Origin of the sequence: Salinicola sp. MH3R3-1, from assembly GCF_001937155.1 — a bacterium.
Lineage (GTDB): Bacteria > Pseudomonadota > Gammaproteobacteria > Pseudomonadales > Halomonadaceae > Salinicola > Salinicola halophyticus.
In genome coordinates this window covers 1-17575 of record NZ_MSDP01000034.1, presented here as the reverse complement: position 1 = coordinate 17575, position 17575 = coordinate 1, and the positions used below count along the sequence as shown (strand labels likewise).

Annotated in this window: 13 protein-coding genes; 10 read left to right on the top strand and 3 right to left on the bottom strand. The window is 63.5% G+C overall.

The features are described from left to right. Nucleotides 1-137: 137 nt before the first annotated feature. The 7 genes from BTW08_RS16775 to BTW08_RS16745 all read left to right on the top strand — a co-directional run bounded on the left by BTW08_RS16775 (nucleotide 138) and on the right by BTW08_RS16745 (nucleotide 11288). The gene (locus BTW08_RS16775) at nucleotides 138-1520 is read left to right on the top strand and encodes an MFS transporter (protein WP_075563661.1); all 1383 of its coding nucleotides are present in this window, start codon (nucleotides 138-140) and stop codon (nucleotides 1518-1520) included. Between the two features lie 34 nt (nucleotides 1521-1554). Then, a complete protein-coding gene (gene ssb / locus BTW08_RS16770) occupies nucleotides 1555-2169 on the top strand; it encodes a single-stranded DNA-binding protein (RefSeq protein WP_075563660.1) in 615 nt (204 codons plus the stop codon). A gap of 650 nt (nucleotides 2170-2819) precedes the next feature. After that, nucleotides 2820-4850 carry a poly-beta-1,6 N-acetyl-D-glucosamine export porin PgaA gene (gene pgaA / locus BTW08_RS16765; protein WP_075563659.1) on the top strand — a complete coding sequence of 677 codons (2031 nt, stop codon included), beginning with the start codon at nucleotides 2820-2822 and terminating at the stop codon, nucleotides 4848-4850. Beyond that, nucleotides 4850-7081, top strand: coding sequence for a poly-beta-1,6-N-acetyl-D-glucosamine N-deacetylase PgaB (gene pgaB / locus BTW08_RS16760; RefSeq protein WP_083627945.1), 2232 nt, complete (start codon nucleotides 4850-4852; stop codon nucleotides 7079-7081). Before pgaA ends, pgaB begins: the two co-directional genes overlap by 1 nt. Continuing rightward, the gene (gene pgaC, locus BTW08_RS16755; protein ID WP_075563657.1) at nucleotides 7078-8364 is read left to right on the top strand and encodes a poly-beta-1,6-N-acetyl-D-glucosamine synthase; all 1287 of its coding nucleotides are present in this window, start codon (nucleotides 7078-7080) and stop codon (nucleotides 8362-8364) included. Before pgaB ends, pgaC begins: the two co-directional genes overlap by 4 nt. Nucleotides 8365-8378: 14 nt before the next feature. Continuing rightward, entirely contained in the window at nucleotides 8379-8876 is a 498-nt protein-coding gene (pgaD, locus tag BTW08_RS16750) for a poly-beta-1,6-N-acetyl-D-glucosamine biosynthesis protein PgaD (protein ID WP_075563656.1), read from the top strand. Nucleotides 8877-9122: 246 nt separating this feature from the next. Further along, nucleotides 9123-11288, top strand: a complete 2166-nt coding sequence (locus BTW08_RS16745; RefSeq protein ID WP_075563655.1) for an oligopeptide transporter, OPT family — start codon at nucleotides 9123-9125, stop codon at nucleotides 11286-11288. A gap of 10 nt (nucleotides 11289-11298) precedes the next feature. On the opposite strand, the gene BTW08_RS16740 is transcribed toward BTW08_RS16745, so the two are convergent. After that, entirely contained in the window at nucleotides 11299-12180 is an 882-nt protein-coding gene (locus BTW08_RS16740; protein ID WP_075563654.1) for an SMP-30/gluconolactonase/LRE family protein, read from the bottom strand. 202 nt (nucleotides 12181-12382) lie between these two features. Between BTW08_RS16740 and BTW08_RS16735 the strand changes: the two genes are divergently transcribed. Together BTW08_RS16735 and BTW08_RS16730 are read left to right on the top strand one after the other, a co-directional pair. Then, a complete protein-coding gene (locus BTW08_RS16735; protein ID WP_246837781.1) occupies nucleotides 12383-13285 on the top strand; it encodes a sugar nucleotide-binding protein in 903 nt (300 codons plus the stop codon). Then, nucleotides 13282-14040, top strand: a complete 759-nt coding sequence (locus BTW08_RS16730; protein WP_075563652.1) for a lysophospholipid acyltransferase family protein — start codon at nucleotides 13282-13284, stop codon at nucleotides 14038-14040. Before BTW08_RS16735 ends, BTW08_RS16730 begins: the two co-directional genes overlap by 4 nt. Before the next feature lie 87 nt (nucleotides 14041-14127). On the opposite strand, the gene fabB is transcribed toward BTW08_RS16730, so the two are convergent. Together fabB and fabA are read right to left on the bottom strand one after the other, a co-directional pair. After that, on the bottom strand, nucleotides 14128-15345 hold the full coding sequence (fabB, locus tag BTW08_RS16725; protein WP_075563651.1) for a beta-ketoacyl-ACP synthase I: 1218 nt from the start codon (nucleotides 15343-15345) through the stop codon (nucleotides 14128-14130). Nucleotides 15346-15358: 13 nt separating this feature from the next. Next, the gene (gene fabA, locus BTW08_RS16720; protein ID WP_075563650.1) at nucleotides 15359-15874 is read right to left on the bottom strand and encodes a 3-hydroxyacyl-[acyl-carrier-protein] dehydratase FabA; all 516 of its coding nucleotides are present in this window, start codon (nucleotides 15872-15874) and stop codon (nucleotides 15359-15361) included. A 234-nt stretch (nucleotides 15875-16108) separates the two neighbouring features. Between fabA and BTW08_RS16715 the strand changes: the two genes are divergently transcribed. Further along, nucleotides 16109-17575, top strand: a 1467-nt coding sequence (locus tag BTW08_RS16715) for a GGDEF and EAL domain-containing protein (RefSeq protein WP_075563649.1), incomplete at its 3' end; no start/stop codon positions are given.

The following is a 17575-nucleotide window of genomic DNA, read 5'->3' as shown; positions in this document are numbered from 1 at the left end:
GAAACGACCATTATAGGTCGCGGATCAAATGCCCGGCAAAGCCGGCTGCTTTCACTGGCGGAACGCGAGCGGTAAAATGCGTCGCTCATTCCGAACCACCCTCGGCCTGGCCGAGTTCACCCAATATTGTGACCTCCATGACTTCTCGCTTTCTCGTTACCGAACGACGTGCCATCGTCGGGCTGGCCAGCCTCTATGCTTCGCGCATGCTGGGCCTGTTCATGGTCCTGCCGGTGCTGGCGCTCTATGCCGACCATCTCGATGGTGCCACGCCGTTGCTCATCGGCATGGCTCTGGGCGGCTACGGCCTGACCCAGGCCATCCTGCAGATCCCTTTCGGTCTGCTCTCCGACCGCATTGGCCGTAAGGCGGTCATCGCCGGCGGCATCGTGCTTTTCATCATCGGCAGTATCGTGGCCGCCAGCGCCACATCCATCACCGGTATCATCGTCGGTCGCTGCCTGCAGGGCAGTGGTGCGGTCGCCGGCGCCATCATGGCGCTGCTGGCCGACCAGACCCGTGAGGAGATCCGTACCGCGGCGATGGCCACTATCGGGCTTTCCATCGGCGTGGCCTTCGCCATCGCCATGGTCGTGGGCCCGCTGGTGGCCAATATCGGCGGGCTCGCCGGCGTATTCTGGTTTACCGCTGTGCTGGCCGCCTGTGGGTTGCTGATTCTGTGGAAACTGGTGCCGAAAGCGCCACAGCGGATGCCGCATCGCGATGTCGGCATCGATCGGCGTCAACTGCGCGCGACGCTCGCTCAAAGCGATCTGCTACGGCTGGACTTCTCGATCTTCGCCCTGCACCTGATCCTGACTGCGTGCTTCACGGCGTTGCCGTTTCGCCTGGAAGCCCTGGGATTTGCGCCGGCTGATCATGGCTGGGTCTATCTGCCGGTGATGGCGCTGGCGTTTCTCGGCATGATTCCGCTGGTCATCGTGGCCGAGAAGTATCGCAAGATGAAGCCTATCTTCGTCGGTGCCGTCGCGGCGATGACGCTGATCCTGCTCGGCTTCGGGGAACTGGCGAACGACCGGGTCACTCTGATCACCCTACTTTGGGGCTTTTTCGTCGTCTTCAATCTGTTGGAGGCGACATTGCCGTCGATGATCAGCAAATTGGCGCCGGCTGGCGCCAAGGGCACCGCCATGGGTGTCTATTCGACCAGCCAGTTCTTCGGGGCTTTCCTCGGCGGTACGCTGGGCGGGGCCCTGTCCCAGGGGTTCGGCGTCCAGAGCGTGTTCCTGGGCGCGGCGATCGTCGGCGCGATCTGGCTGGCGGTGGTGTGGAAAATGCCGGCTCCGCGTCATCTCTCGAGCGAGATCGTCGCACTCGACGAGCAATCGATGGACAGGCTCGATACACTACTCGAGCGTTTTGCCTCGGTGGCCGGTGTCGAGGACGTCATGGTCGTACGCGAAGAGCGTGTCGCCTATCTCAAGGTCGACCGCCAGCGCCTGGATGTCGACGCGCTGGCCGGTATTGCAGGCAATCAATGGCAACGAACCGACGCCTGAAGGCGTCGCAACGCAGGAATGCGAGGAGACAACGATGGCCCGAGGTGTAAACAAAGTCATCCTGATCGGCAACCTGGGACAGGATCCGGAAGTCCGCTTCCTGCCCTCGGGAAATCCGGTGTGCAACCTGCGCATCGCCACGACCGATAGCTGGACCGACCGTCAGAGCGGTCAGCGTCAGGAGCGCACGGAATGGCACAGTGTGGTGCTGTTCAACAAGCTGGCGGAGATCGCTCAGCAGTACGTCAAGAAAGGTTCGCGGATCTATATCGAAGGCCGGCTGCAGACCCGCAAGTGGCAGGGGCAGGACGGCCAGGATCGCTACTCGACCGAAATCGTCGGCAACGACATGCAGATGCTGGATTCCCGCGCCGGCGGCGGCCAGGGTGGCGACTATGCCCAGCCCCAGGGACAGTACGGCGGCCAGGGCGGCTACGACCAGCAGCCCCAGCAGGGTGGCTATGATCAGCCGCCGCAGGGCAGCCAGGGCGGTCAGCCACAGCCCCAGCAGCCCCCGCCGCAGTCAGGGCAGCCCCAGCAGCGTCCGCCGCAGCCAGGCCAAGCCGCACCGCAGCCCAATCAGAATCCGAACTACGGGGCCCCGAATCCGGGCAGTTTCGATGACTTCGATGACGAGATCCCGTTCTGAGGTCTTTAGAACGATGAGCTGTTTGCCGTCGACTTTTGGCGCCCCGCAATGCGGGGCGTTCTTGTCACTGGCCTCGAAAAGGTCTGAGGCCAGGGCAGGGAATAGATCAATCAATCGAGGGCTATTGGAGCGCAAGCCTCTGTAACAAAAAGTTTCTACACTTTATTTTGCGCATCGTTCTGGCATCGTTCGCGGTTGAAGATTCCCTCGTTCCTCTGCGGGTGATTAAAAAACGCCATACAAAATAGTGGCCTATGAAAAACCGGGATCAGCGATCGTCATCTGTCAGAGAGATCAGTCGCTTTCAGGAGCACTCACTGAATGCTGGCGAGTAAATATATCAATGTTTACTAATTTGTAAGATCTCGTTCTGACTTCTAAGTTGACCTAGCTTCCCGGAGCCTCACTCAAAGGAATTGAGTGCTCTCGCAACAGAGTGTTAACGGAAATAACGGTGGTTCAATCCTGTAATGCGAATATCCTGCTTCCGCGGTCGGACCGCGAGGGCTGTCGAAGGTCGTGTCTTTTCGATGGACTCGCGGACTGGCTCAGGTCGAGCTCGTGCCTGTCTTCTTCATGCCCCGCTTGCGCTTTGTCTATTGTCGTTGACGCCTGCAGTTCAGGCGGCCGAACGGTTTCCCGAGGGTCGTTTGCCGGCGCCTGACGCGCCGGCGTCCGCCTATGGCGATGATGTGCGTGCCGGGCCTTCCGGGCAGCCCAATGCCGATGATCTGGCCGGCATCGCCGAGCGCCAGCGTCAGCAGGGCCACCCCGCGACCGCGCTGCGTCTTACCCAGCGTGTCTTGGAATACGCCCCGCACAACCCTCAGGCCATCCAGACCCAGATTTCCAGCCTGGCCAATCTGGGCGCGCATCGCCGCGCCGAGCAACTGCGCGAGCGGTATCAGCCGGATTGGCCGCAGGCCACGCAGGATCGCTTCGAGGCCGATGTGGTGACGGTGGCGATCCGCAATGGCACGCAGGAACAGACCCGGCTCGAGCGGCGACACTACTATGCGAGGAGCGATGTCGAATTGACGCGATCGCTCGAGTCGCTGAATGCCAATCTCGTCCGTTTTCCGTCGGCTAGCGAGGCCAGCCTGCGGACGCGCTTCGATCGGCTGGTAGTGCTGCGCCAGCTGAATCGCTTCGAGGCGGTGATCGATGACTATGAAGCTCTACAGCGTGACGCGGCCAGCGTGCCGACCTACGCCAAGAGCCCCGTCGCCGATGCCTACCTGGCGCGTCGCCAGCCCGAAACCGCGGCAGGTCTCTATCGTGAAGTGATCGACGCCAGTCCTCAGGCGCCGCTGTCGGTGCGCACCGGGTACTACTACGCGCTGGTGGAGAGTGAAGACTACGCCGCCGCAACCGACGTGCTTCAGCAGATGGATGCCGATACGCCGACCTGGCGTTCTCGTCCGAATTCGAAAGCCTCGCCGGTGCCCAATTGGGAGCGTAGCGAGGTCGATCGTCTGCAGGTACTCGATGCCACTTACCGCCATCATGAAGCGGACGCCTTGAATCAGGCCAAAGGTCTCTATCGGCAGGCGCCGCGCAATACCGACGTGATCAACGATCTGGCCACCGCCCAGCGATCGAGAGGGTGGTACCAACAGGCCCAGGCGACCGCCGAGCTGGCGGCTGCCTATGCGCCCAGCGATCAGGCGACCCGGCTGAACATTGCCGAGAATGCCCAGGACCTCGAGAACTTCCCACGCTGGCAACACACCATCGAGCCGCTGGCCGCGCAATTTCCGACCGACAGCGCGATCCGGCGCAATCGTCTCGAGTGGCAGGATCGACAGCACTTTTCCGTCGAGGGGCAGGGCCGTTTGGGCCGCTCTCATGGCGGCAACGCCGTCAACGGTAGCCAGGATGGCGAGTACCAGCTTCGTCTCAACTCGCCCTGGAGCGAGGGCGGTTATCGGGCCTATGTCGAGCACTCCTATCGCTGGGGCGATTACGAAGAGGGCGCCGAGCGTCACGACCGCGAAGGTGTCGGCGTCGAGCGCCAATGGCTGCGTCGACACTGGTGGGCGGGGCTGAGCGGCGAGCACTTCAGCGACGATCTCGGCCTCGAGCTGGGCTGGTCGCAGTGGCTCGACGATCACTGGCAGTATCAGCTGCGCACTCAGACGCAGTCTCCTGAAACGCCGCTGCGCGCCGAGCGTGACGATCTGGACGGGCGTCTTTATCAGGCCCAGGTCACCTGGCGCCAGAACGAATCCCGCCAAGCCACGCTTACGCTAGGGGCGCTCGATATCAGCGACGGCAACCTGCGCAGCGATGCGGCCGCCGATCTGACCCAGCGCATTCAGGCCAGCGCCCATCACCAGACACGGCTGATCGGCTCGCTCTCCGCCGAGCACAACAGCCAGGTCGACAGCGACTACTACAACCCCGAGGACACTCACGCAGTGGGGCTGGCGCTCGAACACGATTGGCTCACCTGGCGGCGCTACCATCACTCGCTCACCCAGAACCTGTCGTTGGCAGCCGCGTCCGAATGGGAGACCGGTTACGGCAGTGCGCCCGGCTACGATGTCACCTACGGTCACACCTGGCAGCTGACCCGGACCTGGTCGATCAACTACGGCGTTGGCTGGGGACAGCACGATTACGAGGGCGAACGCGAGGAGCGTTGGTTGGGTCAGTTCGGTTTCGAAGGGGTGCTGTAATGAGTCATGTGATGCGATCGATCATTGCCCGTTCGCTGCTGGCGGCGACACTGGCGGGATGCGGGGTGCCAGCGGCGATGGCGCAAGACTCGGCCTCGAGCGCGCCGGCCACGAGCGCGCCGGCCTCGAGCGCGACGGACTCAGCCCCGTCCGATGCGACGGCGGGTATTCAGCGCGGCGAGCCTGGTGAGGATGCGCCGAATACGGCCACGCTGCAGATCCCTGCCGGTCATTTCGTGACGCTGGGTTTTCACGATGTGCGCGATGATACCCAGGCCGCGGTGGATCACGACCCCTACGCCATCAATACCCAACGGCTGGCGGCGCTATTCGACTGGCTAACGGCCAACGACTGGCATCCCATCTCGCTGGACGACGTCCAGGCTGCCCGTGACGGCGAGCGCGCGCTGCCGCACAACGCGGTGCTGCTGAGCTTCGACGACGGCCTGGAAAGCTTCTACACCCGAGTGTTTCCGCTGCTGCAGGCGTTCGACTACCCGGCCCTGTTCGCGGTGGAGACCGGCTGGATCGAACGCGTCGGACGCGGCGAGACCGTGACGGCGGACGACACCGATCCGGTCGCCTCACCGCTCCAGGAAGGCGCGGTCATTGGTGGTGAAAGCGACACCGCGAACGAGGTGCGCTACAACGGCCGCGAGCGCGGCAGTGCCGGGTTCGTCGACTGGGGTCAGGTACGCGAAATGCAGACCTCGGGTCTGGTGGAAGTCGCCTCGCACACCGACGATCTGCACAAGGGGATCGTGGCCAATCCGCAGGGCAACGTCGAACCCGCGGCTTTGACGCGGCGCTATGATGCTTCCCGCGGTGGGTACGAGAGTGACGACGACTATCGCCAGCGGGTTCATGACGATCTGGTGCGTAGCGCCGACATCATCGAACACAACACCGGTATTCGTCCGCGCACGCTGGTCTGGCCTTACGGCGCGACCAATGCCAAGACCGAGACGATCGCCAGAAAGGCGGGCTACCGATTCACGTTCAGTCTCGGCGATCAGCGCCTGTCGACGCCCTCCAGCGGCCCGGATTTCGGTCGCTTCCTGGTCATGGACGACCCTGACCCCGTTGCCGTCGAGTCCCAGATCGCCCAGACCGTCGCGCCGCCCAAGCGTATTCAGCGCGCCGTTCAGGTGGATCTCGACTATCTCTATGATGCCGACCCCGAACAGGTCAATGCCAACCTCAGCGCGCTGCTGGACCGCATCCAGGCGATGCAGGTGCGCACGGTCTATCTGCAGGCCTTCGCCGATCCGGATGGCGACGGCACCGCGTCGGCGCTCTATTTCCCCAACGATTATCTGCCCATGCGCGCCGATCTGTTCAATCGCGTCGCCTGGCAGCTCAAGACCCGTGCCGGAGTCGACGTCTACGCCTGGCTGCCGCTGCTCGCCTTCGACCTGCCGGATGGCGCGCGCCAGCAGCAGCTGGCCGTGCAGACGCGTGGCGTCGATGGAGATCGTCAGGTCGCGGATCGCGACTATCGACGGCTGAGCCCGTTTCGCCCCGGTGCACTGGCGATCGTGCGCGGCATCTATGCCGATCTGGCGCGCAACACCTCGGGTATCAACGGCATCCTGATCCATGACGACGCCTATCTGGCGGCCGACGAAGACGCCCAGGCGTGTGCCCCCGAGGCGCGCTGGCCCGGCAGTCAGCGGGCGATCACTGACTGTGACCTGAGCGCTCGCGACAAGACCCGGGCGCTGATCGATTTCAGTCATCAGGCGATCGCCGGCGCACGGGAATACGTCAATCTCAGCAATCGCTTTCGGGTGGCCCGCAACATCTATCCACGAGTGGTGCTCGACCCCGATGCCGAGTCGCGTTTCGCCCAGGCGCTGGGGCCGTTCCTCGACAACTACGACGAAGTGGCGCTGATGGCGATGCCCTATCTCGATGAGGCGGGCATGGCGCGTGACGGCGCTACCGCTAGCCGCTGGCTGGATACGCTGGTCGATCGGGTGATGCGCCATCCTGACGGGCTCGAGAGGACGGTATTCGAGCTGCAGGCGTACGACTGGGCGCGCAAGCGCTGGATCGAGCCACAGCGCTTCAAGGGGTGGATGCACCAGCTGGTACGTCGGGGCGCGCTGAATCTGGCCTACTATCCGGATGATTTCATCGCCGGCAAACCGGCCTTCCAGCCGACGTTCGAGGGCATGAGCCTGAACGAATTTCCCTACTCGACCTTCCCCCTCCGGAGCCAGCCATGATTGCCGATATCGAAGCCTGGATCGGGTCCATCGACTGGCGGGACGCGATGTTCGCGTTCGCGTTCTATTACCCGATATTCATGGCCTGGATGTGGATCATCGGCGGGCTCTGGTTCTACCTGCGTCGCGAGCGCGGCAGAGACATGACCCCGCGGCTCGAGAAGCTGGGGCCGGAGGCGCCTCATGTCAGCATCATCGTGCCGTGCTTCGACGAAGAGGAGCAGGTCGAGCAGACGATCCGCTATGCGCTGGCCACACGCTATCCGGATTTCGATGTCATCGCCGTCAACGATGGCAGCAGCGACGAGACCGGCCCGATCCTCGACCGTCTGGCGGACAAGTACGAACGCCTGCGCGTGATTCATTTCGCCACCAACCAGGGCAAGGCGGTGGCGCTGCGAGCCGGCGCGCTGGCGGCGCCCTCGGACTACCTGGTGTGTATCGACGGCGATGCGCTGCTGCATCCGTTCGCGGTCTACTGGATGATGCAGCATCTTACCGGCGGGCCGCGTGTCGGCGCGGTCACCGGCAATCCGCGCATTCTCAACCGCTCGACGCTGCTGGGCAAGATTCAGGTAGGCGAATTCTCCTCGATCATCGGCCTGATCAAACGGGCTCAGCGCACCTATGGCCGCATCTTCACCGTCTCCGGCGTGATCACGGGCTTCAATCGTGCAGCGCTGGACAGCATCGGTTACTGGCGTTCGGACATGGTGACCGAGGATATCGACGTCTCGTGGCGGTTGCAGATCAACCACTGGGATATCCGTTTCGAGCCTGAAGCGCTCTGCTACATCTATATGCCGGAAACCCTGAAAGGGCTGTGGCAGCAGCGGCTGCGCTGGGCCCAGGGTGGCGTCGAAGTCATGCTGCGCTACGGCAGGCGGCTGCTGTCCTGGCGCCAGCGGCGTTTCTGGGGCGTCGCGCTCGAGTATCTCACAAGCCTGGTGTGGGCCTACGTCATGCTGACCATCGCCGTGCTGTTCTGCGTCGGCTTGTTCGTGCCGCTGCCGGCGCGCTGGCATGTCGCGACGCTGTTGCCGCAGTGGAATGGTCTGCTGCTGGGGGCCACCTGTCTGATCCAGTTTCTGGTCAGCCTCAGCATCGACCAGCGCTATGAACGGGCCGGGTTCCTGCGTCATTACTTCTGGGTGATCTGGTATCCGTTGCTCTACTGGACATTATCGACGTTGACCGCGGTCGTCGCCGTGCCCAAGACACTGCTGGCCTCGCGCCGACAGCGGGCGCGCTGGAAAAGCCCGGACCGCGGGATTCAACCCTGACAGGAGCTTGCGCCATGCAAGAGTCTCATCACGATATCCATCGGCAGCGGGGCGCCATCAGACTGCCTCGAATCATTCATCGTCCCGATCTGCAGACACGGGGGCAGAGAAGCGTATTCGCGCTGATAGCGGGCATCGGCTGGCTGCTGTGGCTCTATCTGTTCCTGCCTCTGGCCACGATCGCCAGCTGGATATTCGGCGGGCATCGGTTCGACGCCTACGTCATCAACAACCATGGTCATAGCTGGTCCTCGCTGACGATCTACGCGGTCACCATCGCTCTGGCGGGGGCTGCGCTGTTGATCTGGGCGTTCTACAACTACCGTCGATTTCGGCATGCCGATCGCCGCCGGCCGGCTTTACCGGTGACTTCCGAACGACTGGCGCTCTCCTTCGGCGTGAGCTCGGACCAGGTCGCCGAGCTGCACCGCTCCCGTCACATGACGCTCCGGCACGATGCGCAGGGCAACATCGTCGGGACTTCCGAGGGCGAAGGCGCTCGCCCGGCATGACGTAAGGCACGCCCGCTGTGCGGGCCTCGACGAGAGCGCTCGCGGATTCTAGAATAGCGCTCTCGATAGGCATCTAATGATTTGCGCGTGCAGAAAATACGACGCTTCGCGCCTTCGCTCTCCCCGGTGAAGGCGCGCTGCGTTTTTCGCCGCCCCATGCGCCAATCCCTTTATGTCAGTTCCTGTACGTCAGCTCCCTTTACGTCTACTCCCTTCACGTCAGCCCTTTTACGCCAGAGTGTTTCCATGTCACAACGCATTCCCGATGAAGCACGCCTGCCCGAGCTGACGCTGCGGGGCGTCATTCTCGGTGCCGTCATCACGCTGTTGTTCACCGCCTCCAACGTCTATCTAGGGCTCAAGGTCGGCTTGACCTTTGCCTCGGCGATTCCGGCCGCAGTCATTTCGATGGCCGTTCTGCGTCGCATGAAAGGGGCCAACAAGCTCGAGAACAACATGGTCCAGACTCAGGCGTCGGCGGCGGGGACGCTCTCGGCGATCATCTTCGTGCTGCCGGGACTGCTGATGATCGGCTACTGGCAGGGCTTCCCGTTCTGGCAGACGACGGCGATCTGCGCCATCGGCGGCATTCTCGGGGTGCTCTACACCATTCCGCTTCGCCGGGTGATGGTGGTGCAGAGCGATCTTCCCTATCCCGAAGGCATCGCGGCCGCGGAAATCCTCGAGGTGGGCAGCCGCAGTTCCCGGGCGTCGGCTGAACCAGAATCCGTCGATCAACGCTCGGATGACCAAAGCGCCGTCGGCGCAGGCCCGGTCGTCACAAGCCCGCAGCAGGCGAGCGCGGACCCAAGCCGGACGCGCCAGGACGAGAGCCAGACCGCTGGCGAACCCGGTGCCAGAGAGATTCTATTGGGGGGCATCGTCGCGGCGGCGTTTTCGATCGCCAGCGGTGGCCTACGCGTGTTGGGAGAGAGCGTCAGCGTATGGTTCTCGGCTGGCCGAGCGGCCTTTCAGCTTTCCACCGGCTTTTCGCTGGCGCTGATCGGCGCCGGCTATCTGGTGGGCATCGTCGGCGGCATGGCGATGTTGATCGGCACGCTGATTGCGTGGGGCATCGCGGTACCGTGGCTGACCAGCATCACGCCGTTGGAAGCGGGGCAGTCACTGGCCGACGCTGGCATGGCATTGTGGTCGGACAAGGTTCGTTTCATCGGTGCCGGCACCATCGGTATCGCCGCGGTCTGGACCCTGGCGACACTGTTCAAGCCGATGCTGGTCGGCATTCGCACCTCGCTCGGCGCGATGCGTGGAGATCAGGGCGCCTTCCGTGAGCAGCCGCGTACCGACCGCGATCTGCCGGCAGGTATCATTCTGGCATTGACCGGCGTGCTGCTGGTGCTATTGACCGGGGTCTTCGCGATCTTTCTGCATCAGGCCGCGCCGCAGCTGGACGGGGGCGCATTCTGGGTATTGACGCTGGGCAGCGTGATCTTCGCCGGCGTGTTCGGCTTTCTGATCGCCGCGGCCTGCGGTTACATGGCCGGGTTGGTCGGATCGTCGAGCAGTCCGATTTCTGGGATCGGCATCGTCGCGGTCATCCTGGTATCGCTGTTGCTGCTCGGCTTCACCGCTGTCAGCAATGCCTTCGACGCCTTGGATCCCGAAGTCGCCCGCATGCTACCCACGGCGCTGGCGCTGTTCGTGACCTCGGTCATTCTCGCCGTGGCGGCGATCTCCAATGACAATCTGCAGGATCTCAAGACGGGTTATCTGGTCGGCGCCACGCCGTGGCGTCAGCAGGTGGCACTGATCATCGGCTGTCTGATCGGCGCCATGGTGATTCCGCCGGTACTGTCGCTGCTCTACAACGCCTACGGCTTCGTCGGCGCGATGCCGCGCGAGGGAATGGATCCCGGCCAGGCATTGGCGGCACCACAGGCGTCGCTGATGACGGCCATCGTGCGCGGCGTGTTTTCCCACGATCTCGAATGGACGATGATCATCATCGGTGTGGCGATCGGTGCCGCCTTGATCGGCGTCGACGAGTGGTTACGCAAGCGGGGCTGTAGCGCCCGGTTGCCGGTGCTGGCGGTGGGGATCGGCATCTATCTGCCGCCGAGCATCAACATGCCGCTGGTGATCGGCGCCGTACTCGGCTGGCTGATCGACCGCCGCCTGCGAGCCCGGGCGCTGGCGCGGGGCGACGATGTCGAGCGCGTCTCGGAGCTGCCGCGCCGCCGCGGTGTGCTGCTCGCCTCCGGGCTGATCGTCGGCGAGAGCCTGGTCGGCGTGGTGCTGGCCGGCGTCATTGGTCTGAGCGGAGCGCCGGCGCCGTTGGCGCTGGTCGGCGATGACTTCGCCGGCACCGCGCAATGGTTGGGGCTGGTGGTGTTCATCGCCGTCTGCATCGGTTTCTATCGACGCGTGCTGGCATCGCCCAGAACCGGATAATACCGCGGACTCAGAGCGTCGAATCGTTGGGCAGGATCACCGGCGTGGTGGCGATGCCGCCGATCTCGACGTCGATCTCGAACAGCGCGCCCGCCAGCGGTTCGTCGGAGCAGCCGGTGGCGGCCGAAGTGACGAACAGGCGTTCGAGTGTCTCGCCGCCAAAGGTGCAGGACGTGGGGCGGGACACGGGCAACTCGACCTCCCGGTCGAGCGAGCCATCGGCGTGATAGCGCGCGATGCGGCCGCCGTCCCATAGCGCGATCCACAGTCCCCCTTCGCGATCGCAGGTCATGCCGTCCGGATAGCCGGCGCCTGGCGCCAGTCGAATGTGCTCGCGCCGATTCGTCAGTTCGCCGTCGTCATCGAGATCGAAAGCGAACACGATCTGGCGTGCGCTGTCGTTATGATAAAGTGTGCCACCGTCGGGACTGATGGCGGGGCCGTTGGTGACGTGGTATTCGCTGTCCATCTCGATCAGGCCGCGGCTATCGAGGCGGAACAGGTGACCACGCACCTCGGCCTCGGCGTCGTCCATGGAGCCGAACCACAGCCGGCCGTGACTATCGCTTCCGGCGTCGTTGAGGCGGTCGCCGGCCGGCAGCCATTCGATTGGTGTCAGGCGTTTGCCGATACGCAGGCCGTGATCGTCGAGTTCGAGTTCGGCCACGCCGGAAAGCAGACCGGCGACGAAGCCGCCACCCTCGCGGGGCAGCAGCCAGCAGCAGGCCTCGTCGAGATCCCAGCTCTGGCGTTGGTCGTCGTCGGGATAGTAGGCGTGCAGTCTGGCCTGGCGGATGTCGACGAACAGCAGCGCGCGAAGGCTGTCGGACCAGATGGGGCCCTCGCCGAGTTCGGCGCCGATCTTCCAGACGACCGTTGCATCCTTGTGCATGAGGGTTCTCTCCAAAGGCTAGTGAAGTGTCGGTCGGTGTTGGTATCCGTCTCTCTCAGGATTGATACTGTGATGTTCATTGAGGCCGTTGTCACCGCCTTCGTTAGCATAGTGGCGGTGTCGATGAAGGAAACAGGGTTTTTGAAACGAGCAAGGATCCAAGAGCGATGAGGCGTGTCGAGGTGCCATCGTGAAGTGTCTGGTGTTGCAAGCGGAGCACTGCCTGAATCTGGCGCTGCGCGACACCGCGGCGCAGCGTAGTGATATCGCCTATGTGTCGGCGCCCGAGGCGGTCGATGTCGAGGTGCTGGCGTCAATCAAGCCGGAGGTGGTGATCGTGCCGCCGCTGGCGGACCCCGGCCGCTGCGAGCCGGCGGTGGTGTATGCGCACGCCAATCGGGTCGAGGCGCTGCTCGAGGCGTGTCAGACGTTACGAATTCCGCTGGTCTGGTGCGTCTCGGATGCGGTCTACGAGGATGGCGCGGAAGGGCCGATCGACGAGGCAGTCGTGCCGCGGCCGCGCGACACCGCGATGCGGCGTCTCGTTGCCGTCGGTGAGGGCGTGCGCCGATACCCGCAGCACCTGATACTGCGTCTGGGGCCGCTGTTCGGCAGTGAAGGCGACGATGCCTGGTTGAGTGACCTGGTGACGGCATTGATGCACGGCGAAACGGTGCGCGCGCCTCAGGATCTGGTGCTGTGCCCGACCTCGGTCACGGCCGTGGCGCGGGCGTTGACGGGGATGCTGCTACAGCTCGCCAGTGGCGCCGGAGCCTGGGGGACCTACCATCTCTGCGGCACCGAGCCGGTCAGCGTCTTCACCTTCTGCTCCGTGGTCCGGACCCAGCTCGAGACGCGCCTCGAGGGGGTTGGCGTGTCCATGACACTTGGCGAATTGCAGGCGCTCAATCAGCACCACGATACGCCGTTGCGGCGAGTGCTCGATTGTCGCCGGCTGCTCGATGTCTTCGGGATACACCAGAAGTCCTGGCGGGTAGAGCTGGGCCTGATGCTGGATGCCTGGTGTCAGCAGAACTTTCCCGATCGGGAAGAGGCCGATAATGGCAGTCCAGGCACTAGCAGGGGAGAAACGGCCCGCGCATGAAAGTCTTTCGCAGTTTGATCTTTTACATCGGTTATTTTCTGGCGATTCTGGTTTCCGGCCTGTTGATGCTGCCGATCGGTTTCGCGCTCCCGGTGCGTTCACGATTCCAGCTATTCAATTGGCATAACCGGTTTATCGTCAGCTGGCTGTCGCTGACCTGCGGCGTCCGCTACCACGTGCAGGGCCGCGAAAGAGTGCCCGAGGGGCCGTGCGTGGTACTGGCCAACCATCAGAGCGAGTGGGAGACCGTCTACCTGCAGTTGCTGAAGACGCCGATCTGTACCGTGCTCAAGAAGGAGCTGCTCAGCATCCCTCTGTTCGGTTGGGGCGTGCGTCTGCTGAAACCGATTCCGCTGGACCGTTCGAGGCCATCGGCCGCGATGCGTCAGGTCCTTTCCCACGGCAGACAGCGTCTGGAGGAGGGGCTGTCGGTACTGATCTTCCCCGAGGGGACGCGCGTGCCGCCGGGAGAGCGCCGCCGCTTCAACAAGAGCGGCGCGGTGATCGCGTGTCGGACGGGTGTACCGGTGCTTCCTGTCGCCCACAATGCCGGCGAGCGCTGGGGGCGCCACTGGGTCAAGCAGCCCGGCGTGCTCAACGTGGTCGTGGGAGAGCCGATCGCTACCGTGGGTCGCCGGCCTGAAGAGGTGATGGCCGAGATGGAGGCCTGGATCGAGCGTACACTGGACGAGATCTCCGAAGTCCCGCGTCCGCCGCTGCCGGAAAAAGCCCCGCCGGCAGAGCTTCCCTCCTGAGCGATGAAGGGCGCGATCGGTATGAGATAGTCATGAAAAAGGCGCCCCGCGGGGCGCCTTTGGGTTGGTGACGATGATCGCTCGGGCTCAGCTCTCGAAGCGATCCAGCACCAGACAAGCGTTGGTACCGCCAAAACCGAAGCTGTTGGACAGCACACGCCGGACATCGACATCGTCGCGACGTTGGCGAACGATATCGAAACCGTTGGCCTGCTCGTCGAGCGTGTCGATATTGGCCGAGGCGCAGATGAACCGGTTCTGCATCATCAGCAGCGAGTAGACCGCCTCCTGCACGCCGGTAGCCCCCAGCGAGTGACCGGTCAGCGACTTGGTCGAACTCATCGCCGGCGTGCTGTCGCCGAACACTTCGCGAATCGCCTTGAGCTCGGCGACATCGCCCACCGGCGTCGAGGTGCCGTGGGTGTTGACGTAGTCGACCTTGCCTTCCAGCCCGGCCAGCGCCTGACGCATGCAGCGTGCCGCGCCTTCGCCGGAGGGCGCGACCATGTCATGGCCGTCCGACGTGGCACCGTAGCCGGTGATCTCGGCATAGATCTTGGCGCCGCGGGCCCTGGCGTGTTCGAGCTCTTCGACCACCAGCATCCCGCCACCGCCGGCGATGATGAAACCGTCGCGATCCACGTCGTAGGGCCGCGAGGCCTTTTCCGGGGTGTCGTTGTAGTGGGTGGTCAGCGCTCCCATTGCGTCGAACAGGCACGACAGCGTCCAATGCTCTTCCTCTCCGCCGCCGGCGAACACCACATCCTGCTTGCCGAGCTGGATCTGCTCGACGGCGCTGCCGATGCAATGGGCCGAAGTGGCGCAGGCGGAAGAGATGGAGTAGTTGATACCTTTGATCTTGAACGGCGTTGCCAGGCAGGCCGATACCGTGCTGCCCATGGTCCGGGTGACCCGGTAAGGGCCGACGCGACGCAGGCCTTTCTCGCGCATCACGTCCGCGGCTTCGACCTGATTGGCGCTGGAAGCGCCGCCGGAGCCGGCGATCAGACCGGTGCGCGGATTGGAGACGTCATTGGCCTCCAGCCCGGCGTCGTCGATAGCCTGCTGCATGGCGATGTAGGCGTAGGCTGCCGCATCGCCCATGAAGCGCAGCTGCTTGCGATCGACCAGCGCTTCGATATCGATGTCGACCACGCCTGCGACCTGACTACGAAAGCCGAGTTCGGCATATTCCGGTTTGAAACGGATACCGGAGCGCCCCTGGCGCAGGGAATCGAGGACCTGTTGGGCGTCGTTGCCCAGGCAGGAAACGATACCCAGGCCGGTGACTACCACTCGTTTCATGGAAGCCTCCCGCTCAGAATTTCTCAGTATTGGTGAACAGACCCACACGCAGATCATTGGCCTGGTAGATATCCTGGCCGTCGACCGATAGCGTGCCGTCGGCGATGCCCAGCACGAGGCTTCGAGTGATCACGCGCTTGATCTGGATGTGATACGAAACCTGGCCGGCGGTTGGCAGAATCTGCCCGGAAAACTTGACCTCGCCGCAGCCCAGCGCGCGTCCGCGGCCGGGATTGCCGAGCCAGCCGAGATGGAAGCCCACCAACTGCCACATGGCATCCAGGCCGAGACATCCGGGCATGACCGGATCGCCCGGGAAATGGCACTGGAAGAACCACAGGTCGGGGTGGATATCCAGTTCGGCGATGATCTCGCCCTTGTGGTATTTGCCACCATCCTCATTGATCCGCGTGATGCGATCGAGCATCAGCATGTTGGGAGCGGGCAACTGGGCGTTGCCGGGGCCGAACAGTTCCCCCCGGCTGCATTTCAGCAGATCGTCTTGGCTGAAAGAGTGCTGTCTGGTCACTGGCGCATTCCGAGAATCGAAAAAGAGTTTACCTCGAGGCTTCCGAGGCGCGGCCAGTCTAATGGCTGCGGGCACTGATTGCACGTCGGCTGCAGCCTAGTCGCGTGTAGCGCAGGGCGCAATGATCGGTATCACGCTTGCTCTGGCGAATGCCGCCGGGGCATGATGCCCGAACGGGACAGGGATCTCCGCGATAGCCGCCGGGCTAACCATAACGACGATAAACGACGAGCTATGTGGCCTTACTTTACGCTGAATCGACCGCTGATCTGGTTGGCAGTAGCGGCACTGGCTGCCGCTAGCGTACTGCCGTTGCTGCCTCTTCGAATGGCGGTGCTGGCACTCGTGGCCATTGGCGTGGCCGATGGCTGGCGCCAGATCCGACGCGAACATCAACGTCGTCGCCTGAGCGAGCAGGCTCTCGAGCTCTCTCAGGACGGCGTGATGATCACCAACGCCGCCAATCGCATCGTCACCATCAATCCCGCCTTCACACAGATCACCGGCTATACCCTCGACGAGATTCGAGGGCTCGACCCGTCCTCGCTCTCCGCCGGTCGCCATGACAAGACTTTCTATGATCGCTACTGGCAGTCGCTGAAGACCACCGGACACTGGGAAGGCGAAATCTGGAACCAGCGCAAGCACGGCGACCAGTATCCGGAATGGGTGCGGATCCAGGCGTGTCACGACGGCAAGGGACGGGTATCCCATTATGTCGGCATATTCACCGATATCAGCCGGCACAAGGCGCGCGAGCAGGATCTGCGCCGTATTGGTTTCGAGGATCCGTTGACCGGCCTGCCCAACCGGCGAAGGCTGCACGATCTGTTGGCCTCGCGGCTGCGCCATCTGCGCGCCGGGGAAGGCCTGGATCTGGCGCTGATCGACATCGATGCTTTCAAGTCGATCAATGACAGTTTGGGTGTCGACAGCGGAGATCGCCTGCTGTCCCGATTCGGCCAGCGTCTGGCCGCGCAGGTGGCCGGTGGCATCGTCGGGCGCCTGGGCGGCGATGAATTTCTGGTCATTCGCACCACCACATTCGACGATCACGAGAAGTGGGTAGCCAGCCTGCGCGAACACCTGAGCGAACCCTTCGAGATCGATGAAAGCTCGTTACGACTGGGTCTGACCATCGGCAGCTGCCGGGCACCCGAGGATGGCAGTGACCCCAACGTGCTGTTTCAGCGACTGGAATCGGCGCTCTACAGCGCCAAACGTCACGGCCGGAATCACGATCGACGCTTCCGGCCCTCGCTGGATATCGACACCGACCGCCAACTGATCATTCTCAACGATCTACGCCAGGCTCTGGCTCAGGGCTCGCAGTTGGAAGTCTATTATCAGACCCAGCATCGTCTCGATGACGGCGGCATGGTGGGTATGGAAGCCCTGCTGCGCTGGCATCATCCCGAGCATGGCATGATTCCGCCCAGCGAATTCATCCCGTTGGCGGAACGCCATGGATTGATGTCGGCGCTGGGGAGCTGGGTCATCGACCAGGCCGTGGCGCAGTTGGCAGCCTGGCGAGGCCAGGGGCTCGACGTGCTACCCATCTGGGTCAATCTCTCGGCGCTGCAGCTGATTCAGGGCGACCTGGAATCCCACCTGATCTCGACACTGAATCAGTACCGGGTGCCGACGCGGCTGCTGGGTCTGGAGTTGACCGAATCGGTGCTGCTCGACGAGCGCGCCGGC